General features: G+C 70.0%; 26 protein-coding genes. 12 read left to right on the top strand and 14 right to left on the bottom strand.

Annotation, left to right across the window (positions count from 1 at the left end):
• A partial coding sequence (locus tag VED21_RS39035) for a zinc-binding dehydrogenase (RefSeq protein WP_414638300.1) occupies positions 1 to 163 on the top strand: 163 nt, incomplete at its 5' end.
• Between the two features lie 108 nt (positions 164 to 271).
• Here VED21_RS39035 and VED21_RS24980 read toward each other — a convergent pair.
• Complete coding sequence (locus VED21_RS24980; RefSeq protein ID WP_324887137.1) at positions 272 to 1,486, bottom strand: CoA transferase; 1,215 nt, start codon at positions 1,484 to 1,486, stop codon at positions 272 to 274.
• A gap of 235 nt (positions 1,487 to 1,721) precedes the next feature.
• Between VED21_RS24980 and VED21_RS24975 the strand changes: the two genes are divergently transcribed.
• Positions 1,722 to 2,912 (top strand): acyl-CoA dehydrogenase family protein, encoded by a 1,191-nt coding sequence (locus VED21_RS24975; RefSeq protein ID WP_324887135.1) that lies wholly within the window; start codon positions 1,722 to 1,724, stop codon positions 2,910 to 2,912.
• Between the two features lie 184 nt (positions 2,913 to 3,096).
• Complete coding sequence (locus tag VED21_RS24970) at positions 3,097 to 4,662, top strand: class I adenylate-forming enzyme family protein (protein WP_324887133.1); 1,566 nt, start codon at positions 3,097 to 3,099, stop codon at positions 4,660 to 4,662.
• Between the two features lie 21 nt (positions 4,663 to 4,683).
• Here VED21_RS24970 and VED21_RS24965 read toward each other — a convergent pair whose 3' ends face one another.
• Together VED21_RS24965 and VED21_RS24960 are read right to left on the bottom strand one after the other, a co-directional pair.
• Positions 4,684 to 6,096, bottom strand: a complete 1,413-nt coding sequence (locus tag VED21_RS24965; protein ID WP_324887132.1) for a sigma-54 interaction domain-containing protein — start codon at positions 6,094 to 6,096, stop codon at positions 4,684 to 4,686.
• Positions 6,097 to 6,227: 131 nt separating this feature from the next.
• On the bottom strand, positions 6,228 to 7,838 hold the full coding sequence (locus tag VED21_RS24960) for an acyl CoA:acetate/3-ketoacid CoA transferase (protein ID WP_324887130.1): 1,611 nt from the start codon (positions 7,836 to 7,838) through the stop codon (positions 6,228 to 6,230).
• A 219-nt stretch (positions 7,839 to 8,057) separates the two neighbouring features.
• On the opposite strand from VED21_RS24960, the gene VED21_RS24955 reads away from it, so the two are divergent.
• Together VED21_RS24955 and VED21_RS24950 are read left to right on the top strand one after the other, a co-directional pair.
• Positions 8,058 to 8,396 (top strand): nucleotidyltransferase family protein, encoded by a 339-nt coding sequence (locus tag VED21_RS24955; protein WP_324887128.1) that lies wholly within the window; start codon positions 8,058 to 8,060, stop codon positions 8,394 to 8,396.
• A complete protein-coding gene (locus VED21_RS24950; RefSeq protein WP_324887126.1) occupies positions 8,386 to 8,727 on the top strand; it encodes a DUF86 domain-containing protein in 342 nt (113 codons plus the stop codon). The genes VED21_RS24955 and VED21_RS24950 overlap by 11 nt, the downstream gene beginning before the upstream one ends.
• Before the next feature lie 52 nt (positions 8,728 to 8,779).
• Here the strand turns inward: VED21_RS24950 and VED21_RS24945 are convergent, their stop codons facing one another.
• The 5 genes from VED21_RS24945 to VED21_RS24925 form a co-directional block, all read right to left on the bottom strand.
• Positions 8,780 to 9,751, bottom strand: coding sequence for a branched-chain amino acid ABC transporter permease (locus VED21_RS24945; RefSeq protein WP_324887124.1), 972 nt, complete (start codon positions 9,749 to 9,751; stop codon positions 8,780 to 8,782).
• Between the two features lie 3 nt (positions 9,752 to 9,754).
• Positions 9,755 to 10,642: a branched-chain amino acid ABC transporter permease gene (locus VED21_RS24940; RefSeq protein ID WP_324887122.1), complete on the bottom strand. Its 888-nt coding sequence runs from the start codon at positions 10,640 to 10,642 to the stop codon at positions 9,755 to 9,757.
• A 74-nt stretch (positions 10,643 to 10,716) separates the two neighbouring features.
• Positions 10,717 to 11,931, bottom strand: coding sequence for an ABC transporter substrate-binding protein (locus VED21_RS24935; RefSeq protein WP_324887120.1), 1,215 nt, complete (start codon positions 11,929 to 11,931; stop codon positions 10,717 to 10,719).
• 180 nt (positions 11,932 to 12,111) lie between these two features.
• Positions 12,112 to 12,858 (bottom strand): ABC transporter ATP-binding protein, encoded by a 747-nt coding sequence (locus VED21_RS24930; RefSeq protein WP_324887119.1) that lies wholly within the window; start codon positions 12,856 to 12,858, stop codon positions 12,112 to 12,114.
• Positions 12,851 to 13,621, bottom strand: a complete 771-nt coding sequence (locus VED21_RS24925; RefSeq protein WP_324887117.1) for an ABC transporter ATP-binding protein — start codon at positions 13,619 to 13,621, stop codon at positions 12,851 to 12,853. Before VED21_RS24925 ends, VED21_RS24930 begins: the two co-directional genes overlap by 8 nt.
• Positions 13,622 to 14,144: 523 nt before the next feature.
• Between VED21_RS24925 and glgC the strand changes: the two genes are divergently transcribed.
• Both glgC and VED21_RS24915 read left to right on the top strand, forming a co-directional pair.
• Positions 14,145 to 15,410: a glucose-1-phosphate adenylyltransferase gene (gene glgC / locus VED21_RS24920; RefSeq protein WP_324887115.1), complete on the top strand. Its 1,266-nt coding sequence runs from the start codon at positions 14,145 to 14,147 to the stop codon at positions 15,408 to 15,410.
• Between the two features lie 137 nt (positions 15,411 to 15,547).
• Complete coding sequence (locus VED21_RS24915) at positions 15,548 to 15,922, top strand: response regulator (protein WP_324887113.1); 375 nt, start codon at positions 15,548 to 15,550, stop codon at positions 15,920 to 15,922.
• Positions 15,923 to 15,932: 10 nt separating this feature from the next.
• Here the strand turns inward: VED21_RS24915 and VED21_RS24910 are convergent, their stop codons facing one another.
• The 3 genes from VED21_RS24910 to VED21_RS24900 form a co-directional block, all read right to left on the bottom strand.
• Positions 15,933 to 16,253 (bottom strand): hypothetical protein, encoded by a 321-nt coding sequence (locus tag VED21_RS24910; RefSeq protein WP_324887111.1) that lies wholly within the window; start codon positions 16,251 to 16,253, stop codon positions 15,933 to 15,935.
• 127 nt (positions 16,254 to 16,380) lie between these two features.
• Entirely contained in the window at positions 16,381 to 17,169 is a 789-nt protein-coding gene (locus VED21_RS24905) for an SGNH/GDSL hydrolase family protein (protein WP_324887109.1), read from the bottom strand.
• 181 nt (positions 17,170 to 17,350) lie between these two features.
• Complete coding sequence (locus tag VED21_RS24900) at positions 17,351 to 18,190, bottom strand: MBL fold metallo-hydrolase (protein WP_324887107.1); 840 nt, start codon at positions 18,188 to 18,190, stop codon at positions 17,351 to 17,353.
• Between the two features lie 164 nt (positions 18,191 to 18,354).
• On the opposite strand from VED21_RS24900, the gene VED21_RS24895 reads away from it, so the two are divergent.
• Genes VED21_RS24895 through VED21_RS24875 form a run of 5 tightly spaced genes read left to right on the top strand, consistent with a single transcriptional unit; the run spans position 18,355 to position 23,701 of the window.
• Positions 18,355 to 18,912 carry a 2-oxoacid:acceptor oxidoreductase family protein gene (locus tag VED21_RS24895; protein WP_324887105.1) on the top strand — a complete coding sequence of 186 codons (558 nt, stop codon included), beginning with the start codon at positions 18,355 to 18,357 and terminating at the stop codon, positions 18,910 to 18,912.
• A gap of 13 nt (positions 18,913 to 18,925) precedes the next feature.
• Positions 18,926 to 20,170 (top strand): hypothetical protein, encoded by a 1,245-nt coding sequence (locus VED21_RS24890; protein WP_324887103.1) that lies wholly within the window; start codon positions 18,926 to 18,928, stop codon positions 20,168 to 20,170.
• 12 nt (positions 20,171 to 20,182) lie between these two features.
• On the top strand, positions 20,183 to 21,208 hold the full coding sequence (locus VED21_RS24885) for a thiamine pyrophosphate-dependent enzyme (RefSeq protein ID WP_324887101.1): 1,026 nt from the start codon (positions 20,183 to 20,185) through the stop codon (positions 21,206 to 21,208).
• On the top strand, positions 21,205 to 22,839 hold the full coding sequence (locus tag VED21_RS24880; RefSeq protein ID WP_324887099.1) for an NAD(P)-binding protein: 1,635 nt from the start codon (positions 21,205 to 21,207) through the stop codon (positions 22,837 to 22,839). Before VED21_RS24885 ends, VED21_RS24880 begins: the two co-directional genes overlap by 4 nt.
• 55 nt (positions 22,840 to 22,894) lie before the next feature.
• The gene (locus VED21_RS24875; RefSeq protein ID WP_324887097.1) at positions 22,895 to 23,701 is read left to right on the top strand and encodes an RNA methyltransferase; all 807 of its coding nucleotides are present in this window, start codon (positions 22,895 to 22,897) and stop codon (positions 23,699 to 23,701) included.
• On the opposite strand, the gene eno is transcribed toward VED21_RS24875, so the two are convergent.
• The 3 genes from eno to VED21_RS24860 form a co-directional block, all read right to left on the bottom strand.
• The gene (gene eno / locus VED21_RS24870; RefSeq protein ID WP_324887095.1) at positions 23,698 to 24,987 is read right to left on the bottom strand and encodes a phosphopyruvate hydratase; all 1,290 of its coding nucleotides are present in this window, start codon (positions 24,985 to 24,987) and stop codon (positions 23,698 to 23,700) included. The two genes, VED21_RS24875 and eno, sit on opposite strands and share 4 nt — an antisense overlap.
• Positions 24,984 to 25,991 (bottom strand): aminoglycoside phosphotransferase family protein, encoded by a 1,008-nt coding sequence (locus tag VED21_RS24865; RefSeq protein WP_324887093.1) that lies wholly within the window; start codon positions 25,989 to 25,991, stop codon positions 24,984 to 24,986. The genes eno and VED21_RS24865 overlap by 4 nt, the downstream gene beginning before the upstream one ends.
• Positions 25,992 to 26,124: 133 nt before the next feature.
• Positions 26,125 to 26,653: electron transfer flavoprotein subunit alpha/FixB family protein (locus VED21_RS24860; protein WP_324887091.1), on the bottom strand; the 529-nt coding region annotated here is incomplete at its 5' end.

Below are 26,653 nucleotides of genomic sequence, written 5' to 3'. Positions count from 1 at the left end.
GGCCGAGCGGCAGAACTTCGAGGAGCTGTTCGCCTGGCACGCCGCCGGCCGCCTGCACCCGCGCATCGACCGCGTCCTGCCGCTGGAAAAGGCGGCCGAGGCGCTGACCGCGCTGCGGGACCGCGCGGTGACGGGAAAGATCGTGCTGACCGTAGCGGAGTGACGGGGCCTGCGTGACGTTGGGCCGCGCTGGCGCTTGGCCCAACCTACGGCGGCGTGCTTTCGTCCGTAGGTTGGGCCAACCGAAGGGCGGCCCAACGTCAGCCATCCCCTACCCCACCAGCACCACACCCTGCTCCACCAGCGCGTCGATGGCCGCGTCGTCGTAGCCGGCGGCGCGCAGGACGGCGCGGGAATCGGCGCCGAAGGCCGGTGGGGCGGTGTGCACCGTGCCCGGCGTGCGGCTCATCTTCACCGGGATGCCGGTGCCGCGGTAGCCGTCGACGCCGACCACCATGTCGCGGTGCGCGGTGTGCGGGTGCTCCAGCGCGTCCTTCACGGTGCGCACGGCGCCGGCCGGGACACCGGCGGCCAGCAACTGCGATTCCAGCGCGTCGGCGTCGGCGTCCCTCAGGCGCTCCGCCAGGACGGCGCTCAGGGCCGGGCGGTTGGCGATGCGGTCGGCGTTGGTGGCGAAGCGCGGGTCCTTCGCCACATCCGGCACGCCCAAGAGCGCGCACAGCTTGACGAACTGGCCGTTGTTGCCGATGGCGAGGTAGATCGGCTTCGTGCGCGTGGCGAACATGTCGTAGGGCGCGATGTTCGGGTGCGAGTTGCCGGCCGCCTTCGGCACCGCGCCGGACATCAGGTGGTTGGCCGCGTGCGGGTGCAGCATGCTGATGGCGCAGTCGTACAGCGGCACGTCCAGCTTCTGCCCCAGCCCGGACCGGTTGCGCTCCACCAGCGCCGAGAGGATGCCGATCACGGCGATCAGGCCGGTGCCGATGTCGATGATCGGCGTGCCCATGCGCAGCGGGCCGGTGCCGGGGTCTCCGTCGGTGACGGGCGTTCCGTTGATGCTCATGGTGCCGGTCATCGCCTGCACCACCGCGTCGTAGCCCGGCAGCCCGCCCAGCGGCCCGTCCTCGCCGAACCCGGTGATGTGGCAGTAGACCAGCCGCGGGAAACGTTCCTTCAGCACCGCGTCGTAGCCCAGGCCCCAGCGCTCCAGCGTGCCGGGCTTGAAGTTGTGGACCAGCACGTCCGCCCCGTCGAGCAGGCGGAACAGCACCGCGTGCCCCTCCGGCCGCGACAGGTCCAGCGCCAGCGAGCGCTTGTTGCGGTTGGCACCGGAGAAGTAGGCGCTGAGCCCGTCCTTGAACGGCGGCCCCCACTGCCGGGTCTCGTCGCCCTGCGGCGGCTCGACCTTGATCACCTCCGCGCCATGGTCGGCGAGGGTCTGCGTGCAGTACGGCCCGCCCAGCACGCGGCTGAGATCGACGACGCGGATGCCGGCGAGCGCGCCGGACGGCAGCGGAAGGGTCATTGCGCTCCTCATGCAAGAACGCGGACTATGGGCGATACGGACGGTTCCTGTCGATGCCCTGCGGGCGCATCCTGCCTGCGCGCCCGCAAATTCTGCTATGCAAAATCACGTTTCACAGATTCTTGACCGGCCGCGCGGGAGCGTGCCAGACTGCCGCCCGACGATGAAAAAGCCCGTCCCGCCGGAAGCGGGATCAAGAACGGAATCCCTAGAGCGGAATCCAAGGAGGAACCGTATGTTCGAGTGTTCGCCCCGCGCCGAAGAGCTGCGCCAGCGCCTGCTCCGTTTCATGGACGCGCACATCTACCCCAACGAGCACGCCGTCCATGAGCACGAGAATGGCCCCGACCGCTGGCAGCCGGTTCCCCTGATCGAGGAGCTGAAGGCGAAGGCGAAGGCCGACGGGCTGTGGAACCTCTTCCTGCCTGAGAGCGAGTACGGCGCCGGCCTGACCAACCTCGACTACGCGCACCTGTGCGAGATCATGGGCCGCGTCTCCTTCGCGGCGGAGGTGTTCAACTGCTCCGCCCCCGACACCGGCAACATGGAGACGCTGGTCCGCTACGGCAACGAGGAGCAGAAGGAGCGCTGGCTGAAGCCTTTGCTGGCCGGCGAGATCCGCTCCTGCTTTTCGATGACGGAGCCGGCGGTGGCGTCCTCAGACGCCACCAACATCGAATGCTCGATCCGGCGCGACGGCGACGAGTACGTCATCAACGGCCGCAAGTGGTGGTCGTCGGGCGCCACTGACCCGCGCTGCAAGATCGCCATCGTCATGGGCAAGACGAACCCGGACGAGAAGCGCTACCGCCAGCAGTCGATGGTGCTGGTGCCGCTCGACACGCCGGGCGTCAAGGTCGTGCGCCCCCTCAGCGTCTTCGGCTACGAGCACGCGCCGCACGGCCATGCCGAGATCGTCTACGACAACGTGCGCGTGCCGGTAACCAACGTGCTGCTGGGCGAGGGCCGCGGCTTCGAGATCGCGCAGGGCCGCCTGGGTCCGGGGCGCATCCACCACTGCATGCGCACCATCGGCCTGGCCGAACGCGCGCTGGAGCTGATGGTGGCCCGCGTGCGCGAGCGCGTGGCGTTCGGCAAGCGGCTGGCCGACATGGGTTCGATCCGGCAGGACATCGCCTATTCCCGCATCGAGATCGAACAGGCGCGCCTGCTGACGCTGAAGGCCGCGCACATGATGGACACGGTCGGCAACAAGGTGGCCAAGCGCGAGATCGCCATGATCAAGGTGGTGGCCCCGCAGATGGCCTGCCGCGTCATCGACCGCGCCATCCAGGCGCACGGTGCGGCCGGCGTGTGCCAGGACACCGTGCTGGCGGCTGCCTATGCCAAGGTGCGCACGCTGCGCCTTGCCGACGGCCCGGACGAGGTGCACCTGGAAGCGCTCGCCAAGCAGGAGATCGGCTGAGCGTTCAGTCTCTGCACTGCATAGCTTTGCCCCCCTCCCTAACCCTCCCCCGCCGTGGGCGGTGGAGGGGACTGCCGCCGCTTCGGCACACAACCCTCCACCTCGAAGAGGGGGAGGGTGGCCGAGCGAAGCGGAGGCCGGGAGGGGGCAAAACTCTTCAAGGATCCACGCATCAGGACCGCCCATGCCCGCCGACCAGCCGCTGATCACCCCCGCCCCCCTGCCCGGCGCCGTGTTCGAGGCGGTGCCGGACCTCGTCCGCCGTCATGCCGCCGAACGCCCGGACCATCCGGCGGTGCGCGACGGCGACCGCACGGTGTCCTGGGCGGACCTCGGCGCCTGGGTGGAGCGCATCGCCGCGCGGCTGCGCGCCGACGGCCTGCGCACCGGCGACCGGGTGGCCGGACTGTCCGAGAACTCGGCCGAGTACGTGGCGCTCTACCTGGGCACGCTGGCGGCCGGCGGATGCATGGCGCCGCTGCCGACCTCGGCGACGGCGGAGGCGCTGGCCGGCATGCTGGCCGACAGCGGGGCGCGCTTCCTGTTCGCCTCCGCCCTGCACCGCGCCACCGCCGACGCCATCGCCACGGACACGCACGCTGGTGTCGGGCTCGACTTCGGCGACGGCCGCTGGCGGGGGCTGGACGACTGGATCGGCGACGCGGCCCCCATGCCGCCGGTGGCGGTGCAGCCGGGGGACTGGTTCGACATCATCTACAGCTCCGGCACCACCGGCGTGCCGAAGGGCATCCTGCACGACCACCTCTTCCGCTCCCGCCAGAACGTGCGGCAGGCGGTGTTCGGCCTGGGCGGGGAGGCGACGACGCTGCTCGCCACGCCGCTCTATTCCAACACCACGCTGGTGGCGCTGCTGCCCACGCTGTCGGGCGGCGGCACCGTGGTGCTGATGCGCAAGTTCGACGCGCGCGGCTACCTGGAACTGGCGCAGCGCGAGCGCGTCACCCACACCATGCTGGTGCCGGTGCAGTACGAGCGCATCCTGGCCCTGCCCGACTTCGACCGCTTCGACCTGTCGTCCTTCCAGGCCAAGCTGTCGACCAGCGCCCCCTTGCGCGGGCCGGTGCTGCGCCAGATCCTCGACCGCTGGCCGGGCAAGATGTTCGAGGTCTACGGCATGACCGAGGGCGGCGTCAGCACCGTGCTGGACGCCACATCCTTCCCCGACAAGCTGGATTCCGTGGGCCGGCCGAGCACCGGGGCGGTGGTCCGCATCCTCGACCAGGACGGGCGCGACGTGCCGCCCGGCGCGGTGGGCGAGATCGTCGGCCGCTCTCCCATGATGATGACCGGCTATCACAACGCGGACACGCTGACGCACGAGCTGATCTGGCGGAGCCCCGAGGGGGAGGTGTTCTTCCGCTCCGGCGACCTGGGCCGCATCGACGAGGACGGGTTCCTCTACCTGCTCGACCGGCGCAAGGACATGATCTTGTCCGGCGGCTTCAACGTCTATGCCAGCGACCTGGAGCGCGTGCTGCTGGCGCACGAGGCGGTGGCCGAGGCGGCGGTGATCGCCATCCCCAGCAAGGAATGGGGCGAGACGCCGCTGGGCCTCGTGGTGCTGAAGCCCGGCCCGGAGGTGGAGGCGGCGGAGTTGCTGGCCTGGGCCAACGCGCGCCTGGGCAAGACGCAGCGCCTGTCGGGCGTGGAGTTCCGCACCACCCTGCCGCGCAGCTCCATCGGCAAGGTGCTGAAGCGCGAGCTGCGGGCACCGTACTGGGCGGGGTGACTGGGGCGGGGTGACGGCGCCCTACCCGCCCGGCGCCATGCCGAGGGTCGTCATCCGCTCATAGAGCGAGGCGCGGGAGATGCCCAGCAGCTTCGCCGCCTTGGCCTTCACGCCGCCGGCCTCCGCCAAGGCGGCGGTGATGGCGGCGCGCTCCGTCCGGTGCAGCACCTCCGACAGCGGGCGCACGCCGTTGGCGCCCGCGAGGTCCTCCGCCTCGCCGCCCTCGCCGGGCGGCAGGACGGCGGCGATGTGGCCGGCGGTCACCACCGGCTCGTCGGTCAGGGCGGCCAGACGCTCCAGCACGTTGTACAGCTCGCGCACGTTGCCGGGCCAGCCGTAGGCGCGCAGCGCGGCGATGGCGCCGTCCGTCAGCTCGCGCGGGGGCGAGCCCTGCTGGAGGGCGAGGCGGTCGAGGATGGCGTCGGCGATTCCCTCGATGTCCTCCGACCGTTCGCGCAACGGCGGCAGGGTGATCGGCACGACGTTGAGGCGGTAGTAGAGGTCGGCGCGGAACTGCCGGTCGCGCACCAGGGATGCCAGATCGCGGCTGGTGGCGGCGATGATGCGCACGTCCACATGGATGACCTTGTTGGAGCCCAAGGGCTCGATCTCCCGCTCCTGCAGCACGCGCAGCAGCTTGGCCTGAAGGGTGAGCGGCATGTCGCCGATCTCGTCCAGGAACAGGGTGCCGCCGTTGGCCAGCTGGAACTTGCCCTCGCGCATGCGGCGGTCGGCGCCGGTGAAGGCGCCCGGGGCGACGCCGAAGAACTCCGCCTCCAGCAGGGTTTCGGGGATGGCGGCCACGTTGATGCCGACGAAGGGCCGGCTGGCGCGCGGGCTGGCGGCGTGGATGGCCTGGGCCAGCAGTTCCTTGCCCGTGCCGGTCTCGCCCAGCAGCAGCACGGTGGAATCCATCTGCGCTGCGCGGCGGGCAAGGCGCTTGATCTCGCGCACGGACTCGCTGACGCCGAGGAACTGGGAGAAGGAGTACTTGGCGCGCCGTTCGTGGGCCAGTTCCTGCTGGGTGCGGGTCAGCTCCTCTTGCAGCCGCTGGTATTTGGAGACCAGCGGGCGCAGGGACTCCGCGCGGTCGTAGAGCGCGAAGCCGACGGCGCCGATGGTCTCGCCGTCCGGCGCCTTCAGCGGCAGGCGGCTGACGACCAGCGCGCGCTCCCCCACCTCCATGATGTCGATGAGGATCGGCTGGCCGGTCTCGACGACGCGGCGCATCAGGCTGTTGGGGATGACCTCCTCGACCGGCTTGCCCAGCACCTCGCCCTGGATGCCCAGGAGCGTACGGTACTTGGGGTCCATCCAGGCGACGCGGGCGTTGCGGTCCACCGCGACGGCGCCGACGCAGCTTTCCGCCAGATGCTCGAACAAGGTCTGGACCGCGTGTTGCCGCAGCGCCTCGAAATCGAGGGTGTCGCTCACGGAAGCCTCCCGGGTGTACCGCCGCCCCTCAACAGAGATGGCGTGGTAATCCCTACCATTCAATCAGTCGAAGCTTAAGCCTCCGAATGGAACGACCTTGCCCGGGCGCCGCATAGGCCGTCGGTTATAGCCTATGCGGCGGTCTGGACCAGCGCGGGGACTTGCGCACGCGGCGACGGGCCGTCCTTCAACCCCATGGGGCCGGTGCCGAAGATCTCCGCGCGCATGGGCTGGGGTGCCGTGATGATCGGCGTGAAGTCCATGTGGGCGAGGATGTCGCGGGCGATGTCGATGCCGGGCGCCACCTCCACCAGTTCCAGCCCGTCGCGGCGCAGCGCGAAGACGCAGCGCTCGGTCACGTACAGCACCGGCTGGCCGAGCGAGGCGGCGTAGGGGCCAGAGAAGGTGACCTGCTCCACCGCGCGGGTGAACTTGCGGCTGGTCCCCTCGCGCAGGATGCGCAGGCACCCATCCTCCACCGCCACCTTCAGCCCGCCCGCCGTGAAGGTGCCGGCGAAGACGAGGCGGCGGGCGTTCTGCGAGATGTTGATGAAGCCGCCCGCCCCCGCCAGCCGGTCGCCGAAGCGGCTGACGTTCACGTTGCCGGCCGCGTCGCACTGCGCCAGCCCCAGGCAGGCGAGGTCCAGCCCGCCGCCGTCGTAGAAGTCGAACTGCTGGTTCTGGTCGATGATCGATTCCGCGTTGACGGCGGAGCCGAAGTTCAGCCCGCTGGCCGGCACGCCGCCGATGATGCCGGGTTCCGCCGTCATGGTGACGCGGTCGAGGATGCGCTCCTCCGCCGCCACGGCGGCGACACCCTCCGGCATGCCGATGCCCAGGTTGATGACGGCCCCGTCCTGAAGCTCGAACGCGGCGCGCCGCGCGATGATCTTGCGCTCGTCCAGCTCCATCGGCGGCAGGCGGTCGAGCGGCACGCGGATCTCGCCGGAGAAGGCGGGGTCATAGGCGTTGCCGTAGGTCTGCATGTGGTTCTCCGGCGCCGCCACGACGACGCGGTCGACCAGGATGCCCGGCACCTTGACCAGCTTGGGGTTCAGCGTGCCGGCCTCGGCCACCCGCTCCACCTGCGCGATGACGATGCCGCCGGAGTTGCGCGCCGCCGTCGCCATGGCCAGCGCATCCAGCGTCAGCGTCTCCCGCTCGAAGGACAGGTTGCCGTGGGTGTCGGCCGTGGTGGCGCGGATGAAGGCCACGTGCACGGGCATGGCCTTGTAGAACAGCCACTCCTCGCCGGCGAAGGTGACGCGCTCGACGATGTCCTCGGTGGTGGCGGCGTTGATGCGGCCGCCGTCCAGGCGCGGGTCGACGAAGGTGTTCAGCCCCACCTTGGACAGCGTGCCCGGCCGGCCGGCGGCGATGTCGCGGTAGAGGTGCGAGATGCAGCCCTGCGGCAGGTTGTACGCCTCGATCCGCCCGTCCAGCGCCAGCCGGCCCATCTTCGGAATGAGGCCCCAGTGGCCGCCGACCACGCGCTTGACCAGCCCCTCGTGCGCCAGCCGATTGAGCCCCTTGTCCTTGCCGTCGCCCTGGCCGGCGGCGAAGAGGATGGTGAGGTTGCGCGGGCTGCCGGTCTCCAGGAACCGGCGCTCCAGCCCGGCCAGCAGCTCGTCCGGCACGCCGCAGCCGACGAAGCCGGAGTTGCACAACACGCTGCCGTCGCGGATGAGCGCCACCGCGTCTTCGACCCTCACCACCTTGCCCGTGCGGCTGGTGTGCACCATGGCGTTTCTCCTCTCCCTGCTTGTCGTTGCGCCCGTGCGGGCGGGTTTGGCGGAACGTCGCAAACCGCGTGCCACGCTTGGGTATTGGGCGAAGGCGTTGGAATCGTTGGGGGTGCGGGGTGAATGCGCGCGGTGGCGCGTCGGGGCGGCGGACAGGAGCGTCGGGGTGGTGGACAGAGGGGCAGAACGGAACTTGACGGCCGGCGCCGTCGGGATGAAATGTTGATCGAGGAGAAGGCCATGCCGCCGAACAACGCCAAAGATCGGCTAACCCACGTCCTGCGGTCCTTGCGGGGCGAACGCGGCCGGCTGCGCGAGCGCGGCATTCACCATCTCTCCGTCTTCGGATCGACCGCCCGCGAGGAGGCAGGAGCAGACAGCGACGTTGACCTGATCGTCGATCTGGAGCCGGCCGGGAACATGGACATTTTCGATCTTGCGTCCATCGCGGCTGAACTTGAGACCGTTCTGGGCACGCGCGTCGATCTGGTCCGCCGCGGCGCCATGAAGCCGCATGTAGCCCAAGCCGCAGCACGGGAGGAAATCCGTGTCTTCTAGCGATGTCGCCCGGCGTTTGCACGATATCCTCGACAACGTCGCGCGCATCCGTCGCCACACGGGGGGCCTGACGGTGGAGACGTTCCTGGAGGACGAAAAAACACAAGATGCGGTGGAGCGCTGCCTGGAGCGGATCGCGGAAGCGGCCCGCAAGATCGGTGATGTGCTCGACCAGCGATATCCGGACGTCGAGTTCCACAAGCTTCGCCAGTTCGGCAGCGTCCTGCGCCACGACTACGACGGCGTCGACGCCGATCTGGTGTGGATCGCGGTTACCAAACGCCTGCCACTCATCGAAGCGGCCTGCCGAAAGGAACTCGGGCTGGCATAAAAAATCCGGGGGCCTTTCGGCCCCCGTCAGTTTACCCCCGTGAACCCTTGGCTCAGCGCGCCTTGTTCAGCAGGTGCTGGACCTCGCCGACGATGCCGCGGCGGAACAGCAGGACGCAGACTACGAAGATGGCGCCGATCACCACCGTCACCGGCAGGTTGGTGGCGGCCAGGTAGTTCTGCAGCGTCACCACCAGCGCCGCGCCCACCACCGGGCCCAGCAGCGTGCCCATGCCCCCCAGCAGCGTCATCAGCACCACCTCGCCCGACATCTGCCACGTCACGTCGGTCAGGCTGGCCAGCTGGAAGACCAGCGCCTTGGTGCTGCCGGCCAGACCGGCCAGCGTCGCCGACAGCACGAAGGCCAGCAGCTTGTAGCGCTCCGTCCGGTAGCCCAGCGACACGGCGCGCGGCTCGTTCTCGCGGATGGCCTTCAAGACCTGCCCGAAGGGCGAGTGCACCGTGCGCCAGATCAGCGCGAAGCTGAAGACGAAGATCGCCAGCACCGTGTAGTACATGGCCAGCGGGTCCTGCAGATCGATGATCCCGAACAGGTATCCGCGCGGCACCGCCTGGATGCCGTCCTCGCCGCCGGTGAACTTCAGCTGGAGCGCCATGAAGAACACCATCTGGCTGAGCGCCAGCGTGATCATGGCGAAGTAGATGCCCTGCCGCCGGATGGCGATGGCGCCGAACGCCAAGCCCAGCACGGCTGCGAACAGCATCCCCATCAGGATTGCCAGTTCTGGCGTCAGGCCCCACACCTTGGCGGCGTGCGCCGTGACGTAGGCGGAGCCGCCGAAGAATGCCGCGTGGCCGAAGGACAGCAGGCCGGCGAAGCCGATCAGCAGGTTGAAGGCGCAGGCGAACAGCGCGAAGCACAGCACCTTCATCAGGAAGACGGGATAGAACTGGAAGGGTGCGGCCACCGCCAGCAACAGCCCGAGGACGAACCAGAGATTGCGGTTGGAAAGGCCGGTCGCCGGACGGACGACCACGTCGGCCACATCAGTGTTCACAGCCATGGATCAGCGCTCCCGCCCGAAGAGGCCCGCGGGCTTGATGAGGAGGACGACCGCCATCACGACGAAGATGACGATGTTGGAGGCTTCCGGGTAGAAGACCTTGGTCAGGCCTTCCAGGAGGCCGAGGCCCAGCCCGGTGACGATGGCGCCCAGGATGGATCCCATGCCGCCGATCACCACCACCGCGAAGACGATGATGATCAGGTTCGATCCCATCAGCGGGTTCACCTGGTAGATGGGTGCCGCCAGCACGCCCGCCAGCCCGGCCAGGGCCACGCCGAAACCGTAGGTGGCGGTGATCATGATCGGCACGTTGATGCCGAAGGCCTGCACCAGCACCGGGTTTTCCGTGGCGGCGCGGAGGTAGGCGCCGAGCTGCGTGCGCTCGATCGCGTACCACGTGCCCAGGCACACCATCAGCGACGCCACCACGACCCAGCCGCGGTAGTTGGGCATGAACATGAAGCCCAGGTTCTGCCCGCCCTTCAGCGCATCCGGGATCGGGTACGGCATGCCCGACACGCCGAACTGGTGACGGAACCCGCCCTCCAGCATCAGCGCCAGCCCGAACGTCAGCAGCAGGCCGTACAGGTGGTCCAGCTTGTAGAGCCTACTCAGCAGCGTCTTCTCCAGCACGACGCCGACGAGGCCGACCACGGTGGGGGCCAGGAACAGCGCCCACCAGTAGCCGACACCGGCCCATTGCAGCAGCATCCACGCCGCGAACGCGCCCAGCATGTACTGCGCCCCGTGCGCGAAGTTGATGACGTTCAGCATGCCGAAGATCACCGCCAGACCGAGGCTGAGCAGCGCGTAGAACGACCCGTTGATCAGGCCCAGCAGCAGCTGGCCGAACAGGACCTGCGGGGCCACCCCCAGCAGCTCGACCATGATCCTCCCTCCCTATTCGTAAATGACGGCACGCCTCCCCTCTCCCGCGACGGGAGAGGGGAGTGCGGGCGGCTTCAGTTCTGCGCCAGCTTGACCAGCGGGCAGCCGCTGTTCTTGGGCTCAAGGAAGGCCTGCGCGGCGGGGATGGTGGAGACGATCCGGTAATAGTCCCACGCCCCCTTGGACTCGGCCGGCTTCTTCACCTGGGCCAGGTACATGTCGTGGAAGACGCGGCCGTTCTCGGCGATCTTGCCGTTCTTCATCAGCATGTCGTTGACCGGCGTAGCGCGCATCTTGGCCGCCACCTTCTCCGCGTCGTCGCTGCCCACCGCCTGCACCGCTTGCAGGTAATGGCGCACCGAGGAATAGACGCCGGCCTGGATCATGGAGGGCTTGCGGCCGACCTTCTCCTCGAACTTCTTGGCCCAGGCGCGGGTCTCGTCGTTCATGTCCCAGTAGAAGCCGGTGGTCAGCAGCAGGCCCTGCGCGGTCTGAAGGCCCAGCGCGTGCACGTCGTTGATGAACAGCAGGAGGCCGGCCAGACTCTGCCCGCTCTGGGTGATGCCGAACTCGGCCGCCTGCTTGACGGCGTTGGTGGTGTCGCCGCCGGCGTTGGCGAGGCCGATGACCTCGGCGCCCGAGCCCTGGGCCTGCAGCAGGTAGGAGGAGAAGTCGGCCGTGCCCAGCGGATGGCGGACGGCACCCTTCACCGTGCCGTTCAGCTGCTTGACCATGTTGGTGGTCTCGGCCTCCAGCGAGTGGCCGAAGGCGTAGTCGGCGGTGATGAAGTACCAGCTCTTCTTGCCCTGCTCGACCAGTGCGCGGCCCGTGCCGGCGGCCATGGCGTGGTTGTCGTAGGTCCAGTGGAAGCCGGTGGGCGAGCACGACTTGCCGGTCAGGTCCGTCGAGCCCGGGCCGGACATCAGGAAGATGCGCTTCTTGTCCTTGGTGATGCCCTGCACGGCGAGTGCGGCGGCCGAGTTCGGCACGTCGGCGACGACGTCGACCTTGTCGGTGTCGATCCACTGGCGGGCCAGGTTGGCGGCGATGTCGGCCTTGTTCTGGTGATCGCCGGTGATGATCTCGATGGTGGCGCCGGCCACCTTGCCGCCGAACTCCTCCGCCGCCATGCGGGCGGCGACGGCGGAGCCCTCGCCCGCGATGTCGGCGTAGATGCCCGAGCGGTCGTTCAGCACGCCGATCTTGATGACGCTGTCGGAGACCTGGGCCTGGGCGGTGCCGGACACGAGGGCCGCAACGGCGGCGCCGGTCAGAAGAAGGGTACGCATGGTGTCTCTACTCCCTGTGTTTTGTGGGTTTGTGGGTGAGTTCTTGCGTCGCATTGCCCCCACCCGGCTCGCTAACGCTCGCCACCCTCCCCCGCTTCGCAGGAGAGGGTTTGTCGGCCGAAGCGGCGGAGTTCCCTCCCCTGCGAAGCGGGGGAGGGTTAGGGAGGGGGCAAGACCTTGCTACACGCCCAAGTATTCGTGGAGCTTTGTCATGTTCTGCTCCAGGGCGTCGTTGGGGATCATGTCCACCACGTGCCCTTCCTCGAACACGTAATGGCGGTCGGCGATGGTGGCGGCGAAGCGGAAGTTCTGCTCGACCAGCAGGATCGTGAAGCCCTTCTGCTTGAGTGCGCGCACGGCCACGCCGATCTGCTCGATGATGACCGGGGCGAGGCCTTCGGTGGGTTCGTCCAGCAGGATCAGGGTGGCGCCGGTGCGCAGGATGCGGGCGATGGCCAGCATCTGCTGCTCGCCGCCCGACAAACGCGTGCCCTGGGTGGAGCCGCGCCCCTTCAGGTTGGGGAACAGGTCGTAGATCTGCTGGACCGTCATCCCGCCCGGCTTGACCACCGGCGGCAGCATCAGGTTCTCGTCCACGCTGAGCGACGCGAAGATGCCGCGCTCCTCCGGCACGTAGCCGATGCCCAGGCGCGGGATCTTGTGCTGGGCCATGCCGATCAACTCCCGGCCCTGGAAGGTGATCGAGCCCTGGCGCTTGCCGACGATGCCCATGATGGACCGCATCGTCGTCGTCTTGCCGGCCCCGTTGCGGCCCAGCAAGGTCACCACCTCGCCCTGGCGCACCTCAAGGCTGACGCCGTGCAGCACGTGGCTCTCGCCGTAGAAGGCGTGCAGATCCTTCACCTCCAGCATCGGCGCGCCGACGGCGGCGGTGGCGGGGATGTCGAGCATCACGGAATCAGGCATGACCGCCTCCCACGTTGCCGGAGCCCATGTAGGCCTCCATGACCTGCGGATCGCGCGAGACGACCTCGTACGGCCCTTCGGCCAGGATCTCGCCGCGGCGCAGCACGGTGATGGTGTCGGACAGGTCGGCGACGACGCTGAGGTTGTGCTCCACCATCAGGATGGTGCGGTCGGCGCCGACGCGGCGGATCAGCTGGGCGGTGCGCTCGATGTCCTCGTGGCCCATGCCGGCCAGCGGCTCGTCCAGCAGCAGCACCTCCGGGTCGAGCGCCAGCGTGGTGGCGATCTCCAGCGCGCGCTTCCGGCCGTAGGGCAGCTCGGCCGCCAGATGGTCGGCCCAGGGGGTGAGGTTCACCGCCTCGATCAGCTCGTGCGCCTTGTCGTGCAGGGCGTGCAGGCTGGCTTCCGGCTTCCAGAAATGGAAGGTGCTGCCGACGTGCCGCTGCAGCGCCACGCGCACGTTCTCCAGCACGGAGAGGTGCGGGAAGACGGCCGAGATCTGGAAGGAGCGCACCATGCCCATCCGCGCGATGTCGGCCGGCTTGGTGCCGGTGATGTCCTTGCCCTTGTAGATGATGCTGCCGCTGGTCGGCGTAAGGAACTTGGTGAGCAGGTTGAACACCGTGCTCTTGCCCGCCCCATTGGGCCCGATCAGCGCGTGGATCGTTCCGCGCCGGACCTTGAGGTTGACCTCCTTCACCGCCACGAAGCCCTTGAACTCCTTGGTGAGTCCGCGCGCCTCGAGAATTGTTCCGTCGTCCATGCCCTTGGGCCTCCGTCTCTCTTGCGGGCGGACGCCGCGCCGCCGGCGGACACGGGAGGTTGGGGAAGAAACCTCCCGTGTCCGCCGGCTCTCCGGATCACGGCCGATCGAGGGATGGCCGGCGGACGGCGCCCGAGGGAGGCGCCGTCCGGCACGAAAGCCCGCCGGCCGGGGGAGCCGTAACGAACGGGCATGATCGTCGATCTGGAGAAGCGCGTGGCGCCTGCGTCTACCCTCCCTGCCGTCGCCTTTTCCGTCCGGGCCTGATGCCCGGCGGCGGGACGTTTGCACACCTATTGGCAAGCGCCGTGCCAAGTGCCGGAGAAAACGGCCGAACGGCGGATTGTCAGGGGTTTGGAGCGATCGGCCGCCCCCGCCCGTTCGGGTCACCCCGCCCGGAGTGTCGGATCGGCGGACGTTTCCGTCGGCGGGGCAGACACGGCGAGGCGGACCCGGCGAGGCAGGCACGGGAACTCGGACAGCGCCGCACGGGTTCAGATATCCGGCGGTGTACGCCCGGAAGATGGAGCGTCCGATGCAGCTGAAGGTCCTCGCCCTCGTCCTTGCCGGCGGCAAGGGAACCCGCCTCATGCCCCTGACGAAGGAGCGGGCGAAGCCGGCGGTGCCCTTCGGCGGCAAGTACCGCATCATCGACTTCGTGCTGTCGAACATGGTGAACTCGGGCATCTACTCGATCTACGTGATGACCCAGTTCAAGAGCCAGTCGCTGATCCAGCACCTGCGCGACGGCTGGCAGTTCGGCGGCATGCTGAACAGCCAGTTCATCATCCCCGTCCCCGCCCAGATGCGTTCGGAAGGCGAGGAATGGTACCGCGGCACCGCCGACGCCGTGTTCCAGAACGCCAATCTGATCGAACAGTCGGAGCCCGACCTCGTCCTGCTGTTCGGCGCCGACCACGTCTACCGCATGAACGTGCGCGAGATGATCGAGTACCACATGGCCAAGCAGGCGGACGTCACCATCTCCGCCATCCCGGTGGACAGGAAATACGCCAAGGACTTCGGCGTTCTGCAGATCGAGCCGGACGGGCGCATCACCGGCTTCATCGAGAAGCGCGCCGACGCGCCGACCATCCCCGGCGATCCGGACCGCGTGCTCGCCTCCATGGGCAACTACATCTTCTCGCGCAACTGCCTCCTGAAGATGGTGTACGAGGACGCCGCGCGCGCGGACAGCAGCCACGACTTCGGCAAGGACATCCTGCCGCGCCTCGTCGGCTCCTCCTCCATGTACGCCTACGACTTCAAGACCAACCGCATTCCGGGACAGGCCGAGCACCAGCCGGCCTACTGGCGCGACGTCGGCACGCTGGACGCGTACTACGAGTCCAACATGGACATGCGGGCCATCGACCCGCCGCTGGACATCTACAACCGCGCATGGCCTCTGCGCACCGCCGGCTATTCCGACCCGCCCGCCAAGTTCGCCTTCGACGACGAGGGGCGGCGCGGGCAGGCGGTGGATTCCATCGTGTCGGGCGGCTGCATCCTGTCGGGCGGCATGGTGCGCCGCTCCGTCCTGGGACGGTTCGTGCGCGTCCACTCCTACGCGGTGGTGGAGGACAGCATCCTCTTCGACAACGTCGAGGTCGGCCGCAACTGCAAGATCCGCCGCGCCATCATCGAGAAGAACGTGCGCATCCCGCCCGACACCGTGATCGGCTTCGACGCGGAGGAGGACCGCAAGCGCTACGACGTCACGGAGAACGGCCTCGTCGTCATCGGCGGTCCCCGTTCGGCGGTGGCGCTGACCCGGCTGACCATCTGAGCCCGCCCTCCATCCGACACCGCCCCGAAGAGGCACCGTGTCGCACAGGAGCGTAGTGCGGAGGTGCGTCTCGACTTCCGCCACCGAGCGGTGCAATGTCCCGCTATGCTTGCCGGTGCAAAGAAGGTGACGGTGCGATGACGGCTGAGGATGGGCTGAGCGGCCTGCGCCTCCTCCTGGTCGAGGACGAGGCGATGGTGGCCATGATGCTCGAGGACATGCTGGACGATTTCGGCTGCGCGGTCGTCGGCCCGGCGGCCAGCGTGGCGGCGGCGCTGGAACTGGCCGGGCGCGAGGGGCTGGACGGCGCCATCCTCGACGTGAACGTCGGCGGCGAGCCCATCTATCCGGTGGCCGAGGCGCTGGCGGCGCGCGGCGTGCCGTTCGTCTTCACCACCGGCTACGGCGCCGCCGACATCGACCGCCGCTTCGCCGACGCCCCGGCCGTGCAGAAGCCGTTCAGCGCCGGCGCCCTGCGCGAGGCCCTGGCCCGCACCATGGGCAAAGGGTAGGCCGCGCGCGTCAGGCCACCCGGCGCCGGCGCGGGCGGTAGCGCAGCCGGTCGACGCGGTCCATCAGTTCGCCCACCTCAACGGCCTCGTCCAGGCGGCCTTCCTGCGCCAGATTGCGGGCGTAGGTCGCCAGGGCGCCGATCACCGCGCGTTCGTCGGTCACCCCGTGCACCGGCTGCCCGGCGCGGTCCACGATCAGGACGCCCAACGCGGCCAGCGCCTCGGCCACATCCGTGACGGCCTGCACCAGCGCGGAATCGTCGCCGTCTTCCGCGTTGAGCACCGGTTCCAGGACGTCGGCGAGCCCGACACCATCAGTCGACCAGCTCATTATCCTACTCTCCGGGAGATTCCCAACCGGGGGTCCCCTTCTTCAGGCCGGGCCCCGCTTCGGCGCCACCACGGCGTGAACGCGGACCCATGATGTTGAACAGCCGAAAGGCCTCTTGGTTCGCCGCTCACCGCCGGTCCCTATCCACAAGTGTGGCATAGGCCGCCTCGGCCAGCCGGGCGTGCGCCGCCGCGGTGGGGTGGACGCTGTCCCAGAAGAGGTAGCGGTCGGCATCGCGGCAGGCCGGCGTGGTGACGCAGGCGTCGGTGATGTTGGCGAAGCCGGCGGCCTGCGGGTCGGCGGCCACCCGTTCCAGCAGCGCCCAGACGTCCAGGCGGTGGATGCGCACGGGCAGCCGCCGCTGTGCGGCGTCCAGCACGCGGTCGAGCGCCTGGTTGTAGGCCATGGACAGCGCGGTCGCCGCCTGCACCGCCTGCGGCCCGCGCCGCCGGATCTCCGGCACGCGGCCGATGTCGGGCAGGTTGGGCACCAGGAACTCGCGCGCCCCGGCCCGGGCGAGGTCGGCGAGGATCAGCCCCACCCCCTCGGCCGCGCGGGCCAGCGCCGGCACGGGGTCCCCCGCCTCGACCACCGCACGCAGGTCGTTGCCGCCGCCGTAGACGACGTACAGCGCCCGGCCGTCCGGCTTGCGCGTGCGCAGGAAGCTGTCGACCTGCGCGCGCAGGCTGGGCACCGGCCCGCCGCCGGTGCGCGCCCCGCCGACCGCGAAGTTGGTGCCGCCCTGCACCGCGGGCGCCAAACGCGTGCCCAGCCGCGCGGCCAGATGCTCGACCCACACCGGGCCGTTGGAGAAGCGGCCGGCACCGGCGTTGCCGGTGTCCGACAGGCTGTCGCCGAAGACGACGACGCCGCTGACCGGCGGCGGCGCGGCGCCGGCCGAGGAGGAGAGAAGCATTCCGATCAGTCCCGCGGTGGCTGTGAGGACGGCTGTGAGGACGGCTGGGGAAAGGCGCGAACGCGTGCCCATGGGGTGGTCCGAGCAAGAACAAAGGGGTAACGAAAAGTGGGCACCCCCGCGTGCACAGCAAGCGTGACCGTTGATATCTTTGGTGGTGATCGGGAAAGGGCCCGTGCCCTCAATGCCCCGGCAGGATCAGCAGTTGCCGCTGCGGCAGGCGGGCGCGGGAGAGGACGACGGTCGGCGTGTCGGACAGCTTCGGCTCGTAGCGGCCGGACAGCGCGGCGATGAAGCGTTCCAGGCTGGCGCCGCCGAAATAATGCATGGGGATGACGACGGCCGGGCGCAGTTGCTCGATCACCCGGACCATGTCGGCGTGGCTGATGGTGAAGCTGCCGTCCACCGCCGCCAGCACCACGTCAATGATGCCCAGTTCCTTCAGGTGCACGTCGGTCAGCGTGTGGTGCAGGTGGCCGAGGTGCGCGATGCACAGGCCGCCCGCCTCGAACACGAAGATCGAGTTGCCGGCCACCCGCGTGCCGTACCCGCCGCCATAGCCGCCGCCATAGCCGCGGATGTTGGTGGGAATGTTGCGGACGCGCATGTCCTTCACCGTCACGTCGTGCTGCGCCATGCCGCCGCCGGGGTCCCAGCCGCGCAGCACGTGCGGGATGTCCGGGTCGGGGTGGTCGGTGAAGTGGGTGTCGTGGGCGACGTTCATCGTCGCCACGTCGGGGCGGAAGGGCGGGCGGATGTAGTCGTTGTAGTCGGTGACGGCGCTGGCCCCGCCGGCACTCTCGATCACGAAGGTGGAGTGGCCGAGGAAGGTCAGCCGCACCTGCCCCGCCCCCGGCGCCTGGGCCAGCCGCAGCGATGCCGGCAGCACGCGCGCCGGCCCGTGGGCGATGGGCAGGCAGTCGGCCCGCGCCGCGGCAATCGGCCACAGCCCGGCCAGGAGGAGGAGCCCGAGCGCCGCGCCCAGCGCGGCGAAAGCCTTGCCAATCCTGAAGCCCGGCATGATTCCCTCCCGCCCCGCTGGCGCCGCCGCAGAAGAGTATAGGGCGCGCCTGCCACGGCAAAAGGAGGGGGGCTCCGGGGCCGCTTGCGCTGGATCAATGTGCGTGGGGCCAACGGATCCCTAGAATCGGCGCAACGATAAGGAATGCCCTGGGAGGCACGCCCATGTTCCAGGTCCGCATCCACGGCCGCGGCGGCCAGGGGGCCGTGACGGCCGCCGAAATGCTGTCCGTCGCCGCCTTTCTGGAAGGCCGCCACGCGCAGGCCTTCCCCAGCTTCGGTTCGGAGCGCACGGGCGCCCCCGTCGTCTCCTTCTGCCGCATCGCCGATGCCGAGATCCGCTCGCGCGAGCCCGTCGTGGCCCCCGACGCCGTCATCATCCTGGACCCCACGCTGCTGCACTGCGTGGACGTCTTCCAGGGCCTGCCCGACAGCGGCTACGTGCTCATCAACTCCGGCCTCGGCTTCGACGCCCTGCACATAGCCGACTACATGGCGCGCTTCCCCAAGGGCCACACGCACACCGTGCCGGGGACCGAACTGGCCAAGCAGCACGTCGGGCGGCCGCTGCCCAACGCGGTGCTGCTGGGCGGCTTCGCCGCCGTGTCGGGGCAGATCCGCCTGGACTCCGTGCTGGCCGCCATCCGCGAGACCTTCCCCGGCCCGGTCGGCGAGGCCAACGTCAAGGCCGCCGTCGCCGCCTACGAACACTGCCTGTCCTGAGGGGGACAAAGCCATGCTGAAGCAGATCGAAGGCAGCCGTGCGATGGCGGAGGCCATCGGACTTTGCCGCCCGGAGGTCATCTGCGCCTACCCCATCACGCCGCAGACCCACATCGTCGAGGGGCTGGCGGAGATGGTGCGCGACGGCCGCGTCACCGATTGCGAGTACATCAACGTCGAGTCCGAGTTCGCCGCGCTGTCGGTCGCCATCGGCTCCTCGGCGGCGGGGGCGCGCACCTACACCGCCACCTCCAGCCAGGGGCTGCTGTTCATGATGGAGGCGGTCTACAACGCCTCCGGCCTCGGCCTGCCCATCGTCATGACGCTGGGCAACCGGGCGATCGGCGCGCCCATCAACATCTGGAACGACCATTCCGACGCCATGGCGGTGCGCGACGCCGGCTGGATCATGCTGTTCGCCGAAACCAACCAGGAGGCGGTCGACCTGCACATCCAGGCCTTCAGGCTGGCCGAAGAGCTGTCGTGCCCGGTGATGGTCAACGTCGACGGCTTCATCCTCACCCACGCCGTCGAGCGCGTCGACATCCCGGCCCAGGAGCAGGTGGACGCCTTCCTGCCGCCCTTCGAGCCGGTGCAGGTGCTGGACCCCGCCGATCCCATGTCGATCGGCGCCATGGTCGGGCCGGACGCCTTCATGGAGGTGCGCTACCTCGCCCACCACAAGCAGATGCGCGCACTGGACCGCATCCCCGAGCTGGCGGCCGAGTTCAAGGCGCAGTTCGGGCGGGAATCGGGCGGGCTGGTGCGTCCCTACCGGACGGAGGGGGCGGAGACCATCGTCGTCGCCATGGGATCGGTCAACGGCACCATCAAGGACACGGTGGACGCCATGCGGGACGCCGGGCACGCGGTCGGCTCGCTGTGCATCACCTCCTTCCGGCCCTTCCCGCTGGAAGAGGTGCGCGACGCGCTGTACGACGCGCGGCGCGTCGTGGTGCTGGAAAAGAACCTGGCGGTGGGCATGGGCGGCGTGCTGGCCAGCCACGTGCGCATGGCGCTGCGCGGGCGCGGCAACCGCGTCTACACGCTGATCGCGGGCCTGGGCGGGCGGCCGATCATGCAGGCGTCGCTGACCGACTTCCTGACCACGGTGGAGAGCGAGCCGCACTACGACGTGCATTTCCTCGACCTCAAGCGCGACGTGGTGGACGCCGAGATCGCGCGCATGGCCGAGACGCGCCGCTCCGGCCCCATCGCCGAGAACATCCTGCGCCGCACCGGCGCGGGCGTGCCGTAAGGGAGGGCTGCCATGACCCAGCCAATCAATTCGCAGGCCGTGAAGTTCTACCAGACCGGCACGCTGACCGTCGGCAACCGCCTGCTGGACCCGGAGACGCGCACCGTGCAGGCGTCGGCGGAGCGGTCCAACGCCATCACCTGCGGGCATCGCGCCTGCCAGGGCTGCGGCGAGGCGCTGGGCGCCCGCTACGCCATCGACGCCGCCATGCGCGCCACCGGCAACCAGCTGGTGTGCGTCAACGCCACCGGCTGCCTGGAGGTGTTCACCACCCCCTATCCGGAGACGTCGTGGCAGGTGGCGTGGCTGCACTCCCTGTTCGGCAATGCGGCGGCGGTGGCGGCCGGCGTGGCGGCGGCCAACCGGGTGAAGGGGCGCAAACAGGTGCGCGTCATCGCCCAGGGCGGCGACGGCGGCACCACCGACATCGGCTTCGGCTGCCTGTCCGGCATGTTCGAGCGCAACGACGACGTGCTCTACATCTGCTACGACAACGAGGCCTACATGAACACCGGCGTGCAGCGCTCCTCCGCCACGCCGCCGGCCGCGCACACCGCCACCACGCCCGCCGTGGGCGCGGATCCGGGCAACGTCTTCGGCACCGGCAAGAACGTGCCGCTGATCGCCATGGCGCACAACATCCCCTACGTCGCCACCGCCTCGGTCGCCGACCTGCACGACCTGGAGGCCAAGGTCACCCGGGCGATGTCGATCCACGGGGCACGCTACATCCACATCATGGTGCCCTGCCCGTTGGGCTGGGGGTCCGCCAGCCACGACACCATCCGGCTGGCGCGGCTGGCCATGGAAAGCGGCCTGTTCCCACTGTTCGAGGCGGAGCACGGCGAGGTGACCGCGTCCCGCGCCATCCGCCGCAAGGTGCCGGTGGCCGAGTACCTGAAGCCGCAGAAGCGCTTCGCTCACTTGTTCAAGCCCGACAACCCGCACGGGGCCGAGGCCGTCGCGCGCCTGCAGGCCATGGCCGACGCCAACTGCCGGCGCTTCAACCTTCTGCGGCAAGAGGAGGCCGTGCGATGACCGCCAAGCACCCCTTCGCCATCACGCTCGACGTCGGCACGTCGCTGGCCAACCGCACGGGGTCCTGGCGCACGGTGAAGCCTGTCTACGCCGACCATCTGCCGCCCTGCAACGCGCAGTGCCCGGCCGGCGAGAACATCCAGGGCTGGCTGTTCCACGCCGAGAGCGGCGACTACCGCGCGGCGTGGGAGGTGCTGGTGCGCGACAACCCGCTGCCCGCCGTGATGGGGCGCGCCTGCTACCACACCTGCGAGACCGCCTGCAACCGCGGCCACCTGGACGAACCGGTGAGCATCCACGCGGTCGAACGCTTCCTGGGCGACCTCGCCATCCGCGAGGGCTGGCGCGTGGAGCCCGGCCCGGCGACGGGCAAGCGGGTGCTGGTGATCGGCGCCGGGCCTTCGGGTCTGTCCGCCGCCTACCATCTGGCGCGGCTGGGCCACGCGGTGACCATCGCCGAGGCCGGGCCGAAGCCGGGCGGCATGATGCGCTTCGGCATCCCCAAGTACCGCCTGCCCCGCGACGTGCTGGACGCCGAGGTGGCGCGCATCCTCGCCATGGGCGTGGAGCTGACGCTCGACACCACGATCGACGACATCCCGAAGGCGATGAAGGACGGCGGCTTCAACGCCTGCTTCGCCGCCATCGGCGCGCACCTCGCCAAGCGCGTGGAGATCCCCGCCGTCGCGGCCGGCCGCATCCTCGACGCCGTCAGCGTGCTGCGCGGCATGGAAACGGCGGACGAGCCGCCGAAGCTGGGCCGGCGCGTGGTCGTCTACGGCGGCGGCAACACCGCCATCGACGTGGCCCGCACCGCCAAGCGCCTGGGGGCCGAGGAGGCGGTGATCGTCTACCGCCGCACCCGCGCGATGATGCCGGCGCACGACTTCGAGGTGGAGGAGGCGCTGGAGGAAGGTGTCATGATGCGCTGGCTCTCCACCATCAAGCGGGTGGACGAGGGCGCGCTGACGGTGGAGACGATGGCGCTGGACGAGCACGGCTGGCCGCAGCCGACCGGCGAGTTCGAGACCATCGCGGGCGACACGCTGATCCTGGCGCTGGGCCAGGACGTGGACACGTCGGTGATCGAGGCGGTGCCGGGCGTGACGGTGAACAAGGACCGCACCATCGCCGTCGGCCCGGATTTGCAGACCGGCCATCCCGGCCTGTTCTGCGGCGGCGACATGGTGCCGGCGGAGCGCACGGTGACCGTCGCGGTGGGCCACGGCAAGAAGGCCGCCCGCCACATCGACGCGTATCTGCGCGGGCAGGCGCATGAACCGCCCCCCAAGCACGCGGTGGCGTCGGCCGAGCGCCTGAACAGCTGGTACTACACGGATGCGCCGCAGACGGTGCAGCCGGTGCTGGACGCGCTGCGCCGCCGGACCACCTTCGACGAGGTGAAGGGCGGGCTGGACGAGGGCACGGCGCTGTTCGAGGCGCGGCGGTGCCTGAGCTGCGGCAACTGCTTCGAATGCGACAACTGCTTCGGCGTGTGCCCGGACAACGCGGTGGTGAAGCTGGGGCCGGGCAACCGCTTCCGCTTCAATTACGATTTCTGCAAGGGCTGCGGCCTGTGCGCCGCCGAATGCCCCTGCGGCGCCATCGACATGGTGCCGGAGGAGATTTGAGCCGCGAAGTGTCGTAGGTTGGCGCCCCGCGCCAACCTACGGTCTCCCATCGCGCATGCCCACCGTCATTTCCATCGACGATCCCCAGGACCCGCGCATCGCCGGCTACCGCGACGTGCGCGAGCGTGACCTCGTGGGGCGCGAGGGGTGCTTCATCGCCGAGGGCGAAGTCGTGCTGCGCCTGTTGCTGCGCTCCCCACGGCACGCGGCCGTGTCGGTGCTGCTGGCGGAAAAGCGGGTCGCCGGGCTGCTGCCGCTGCTGGACACCCTGCCGGACGGCGTGCCGGTGTACAGCGCGGCGCAGGCGGTGCTGGACGCCATCGCCGGCTTCCCGCTGCACCGGGGCATCCTGGCGCTCGGCCGGCGCGCGCCGCTGCCGGCGCCGGACGAGCTGCTCGCCGGTCTGGGGGAGCGGGCGCTGGTGGCGGTGCTGTGCGGCATCGGCAACCACGACAACCTGGGCGGCATCTTCCGCAACTGCGCCGCCTTCGGGGCGGGCGCCGTGCTGCTCGACCCCACCTGCTGCGACCCGCTGTACCGCAAGGCGATCCGCGTGTCCGTGGGGGCCGCGCTCACCGTGCCCTACGCGCGCGTCGATGGCGATGCGTTGGAGTTGCTGGCCCGCCACGGCTTCACGGCGCTGGCGCTCAGCCCGGCCGGCGCCACGACCCTGGCGGATCTGAAGCGCCCGGCGCGCGCCGCCGTGCTGCTGGGCTCCGAGGGGCCGGGGCTGCCGGCCAGAGTGCTGGCGCGCACGCGAACGGTGCGCATCCCCATGGCCGGCGACTTCGATTCCCTGAACGTCGCCACCACGTCCGGCATCGTCCTGCACCATCTGGCGTGCGTGGCGGTGGACGCCTAACCCCAGGGGAAGGCTGCGCGTGGCGGCAGCGCCGCGCCTGTCGGCAGGGCGTCGGCGAGGCGCAGGCCCTCGTTCCACTTGGCCATGCGCTCGGACCGCGCGAAGGAGCCGACCTTGAGTTGCTTGACGCCCCAGCCGACGGCGAGGTGAACGATGGTGACGTCCTCCGTCTCGCCGGAGCGGGCGGAGACGATGCTGCCCCACCCCGCCGCGCGGGCCGCGTCGACGGCGGCCCTGGTCTCGGTCAGCGTGCCGATCTGGTTGGGCTTGATCAGCGCCGTGTTGCACGCCCCCTTGGCCGCCGCCGCGCGGATGCGGTCGGCGCTGGTGACGATGAAGTCGTCGCCGATCACCTGCACGGCCGGCCCGGCCGCGGCGGTGAAGGCAGCGAGGCCGTCCGGATCGTCCTCGGCCAGCGGGTCCTCGATGGCGACGATGGGATAGCGCTTCAGCCAGCCCAGCAGCATCTCCGCCATGCCGGCGCTGTCCAGTTCCCGCCCGTCGCGGGCGAGGCGGTAGCGGCCGTCCTTCCCGAAGTCCGATGAGGCGATGTCCAGCGACACCGCCACCTCCTCGCCCGGCCGGAAGCCGGCCTTTTCGATGGCGCGGACCAGCGTGTCCAGCCCCTCCTCGTTGGAGGAGAAGGCGGGCCAGAAGCCGCCCTCGTCGGCGACGCCCTGCAAGAGGCCGCGCTCGTCCATCAGCCTGCCGGCCGCGCGGTAGACCTCGGCGGTCCAGTCGAGGGCGGCCGCGTAGTCGGGGGCGCCGACGGCGATGACCATGAAGTCCTGCACGTCCACGCGCCGGCCGGCGTGGGCGCCGCCGCCGAAGATCTGGATCTCCGGCAGGGGCAGCGTGCCCGGCGCGTCGTTGCCGGCCAGATGGCGCCACAGCGGCATGCCGCGCCCGGCCGCCGCCGCGTGCGCCACGGCCATGGAGGTGGCGATGACGGCGTTGCCGCCCAGCTTGCCCTTGTTGGGCGTGCCGTCCAGCGCGATCAGGCGCCTGTCCACCGCCTCCTGGTCGCCGGCGTCCAGGCCGGTGAGCACGGCGGCGATGCGGCCGGACACGGCGGACACCGCCTGGGTCACGTCGTAGCCGCCGAAGGCGTCGCCGCCGTCGCGCTTGTCCAGCGCCTCACCGCTGCCGGTGGAGGCGCCGGCCGGGGCGATGGCGCGACCCACGGCGCCGTTCGCCAGCACGACCTCCGCCTCGACCGTCGGCCGTCCGCGCGAATCCCACACGCGGCGCCCGCGGACCTCGGTGATGGCGAATTCGGCGCTCATGAACGCAGTTCCTTTTCCCAGGCGTCGGCGATGTCGTCCAGCCGGTCGGCCGGATTCAGCAGGAAATGCGCCGCCACCCGGCGCACGCGATCCTTGTCCACTTCGTCGGTGACGTACTCGACCGGCGACTTGCCGTCCACCCGGCCGAGGAATAGGCCGGGCAGCAGCCGCGCCACTCGCGCCTCCACCTCCGCCGCCGGTTCCCACGTGACGCCGTCCAGGTAGGTGGAGGCCAGCGTGCGGAAGCACGCCAGGAAGCGGTCGCGCGCGGCCGGATTCCACAGTCCTTTCAGGAGCATGTGGTTAAGGCAGAAGGCCAGGTCGAAGGCCGGGTCGCCGTACCACGCGCACTCGGCGTCCAGCAGCACCGGGCCGTCGGGGCCGAGCAGGATGTTCTTCGGGCTGACGTCGCCGTGCACCAGCGCGCGGTGGGTGGAGGCGGTGACGCGCACAAGATCGTAGAGACGCTCCGCCAGATCCGGGTGGCGGCGGGCGGTGGCCTCCAGGTAGGGTTCCAGGCGGATGGCGTGGAAGATGGCGTCGGTGGGGAAGCGCGCGGCGACCTCCGCCTTGCCGGCGGTGCCGGAATGGATGCGCACCAGCGCCGATCCCACGCGCTCGGCGTCGGCCGGGTCGGCGCGGCCCTGGCGCAACTCCTCCTTCCACAGGCGGTAGAGCGCGGGGTCCAGCCATTCCATGGCGAACAGGCCGGCCTCGGCGTCCTCGCCCAGGACGCGCGGCACGGCGGCGGGCACGATCTCCCCGGCGGTGCGGAAGTAGGCGACCTCGTACCGGTTGCGCGCCACCGGGGCGCGCCAGTCGGCCTGCACCTTCAGCTTCGCCAGCGCGCGCTTGACGCAGAACACGGTGGCGCCGGCCTCGACGCGCCAGATGTCGGACGACACGCCGCCCGCCAGCGGCGTGAACGACGCCGCCGCATCCGCCGGCAGCAGCCCCAGGCGCGCCAGCGCCTGCGGGATGACCGGATCCGGCATCTCGGTCATGCCAGCCCCTCCCCTTCATTCTTCGGGTGGGGAGCGTAGAGCAGTCGGAGGGCAAAAAGAAGGGCCGGGAGTCCAAGGACGCCCGGCCCCGAGTTCCGCACCCAAGCGGGGGACGCCGGTGCGGCGGACGCCCTTAAAGCGCTTCCGTGATCTCCGGCAGCGCCTTGAAGAGATCGGAAACGAGGCCGTAGTCGGCGACCTGGAAGATCGGCGCCTCCTCGTCCTTGTTGATGGCCACGATGATCTTCGAGTCCTTCATGCCGGCCAGGTGCTGGATGGCGCCCGAGATGCCGACCGCGATGTAGAGTTCGGGGGCGACGATCTTGCCGGTCTGGCCCACCTGGCAGTCGTTCGGCATGAAGCCGGCATCCACCGCCGCGCGCGAGGCGCCGACGGCGCCGCCCAGCTTGTCGGCCAGGGCCTCGATGATGCGGAAGTTCTCGCCCGAGCCCATGCCGCGCCCGCCCGACACGACGATGCGCGCGGCGGTCAGTTCCGGACGCTCGGACTTCGACAGCTCGGCCGAGACGAACGTCGACACGCCCGGATCGGCGGCGGCGGTGACCGCCTCCACCGGCGCCGAACCGCCCTCGGCCGCCGCCGCCTCGAAGGCGGTGGTGCGCACGGTGATCACCTTGACGGCATCACCGGACTGCACGGTG

Source organism: Azospirillum sp., assembly GCF_035627195.1.
Classification (GTDB): domain Bacteria; phylum Pseudomonadota; class Alphaproteobacteria; order Azospirillales; family Azospirillaceae; genus Azospirillum.
The sequence above is the reverse complement of the archived record's forward strand: the minus strand, read 5'-3'. Positions and strand labels throughout refer to the sequence as shown.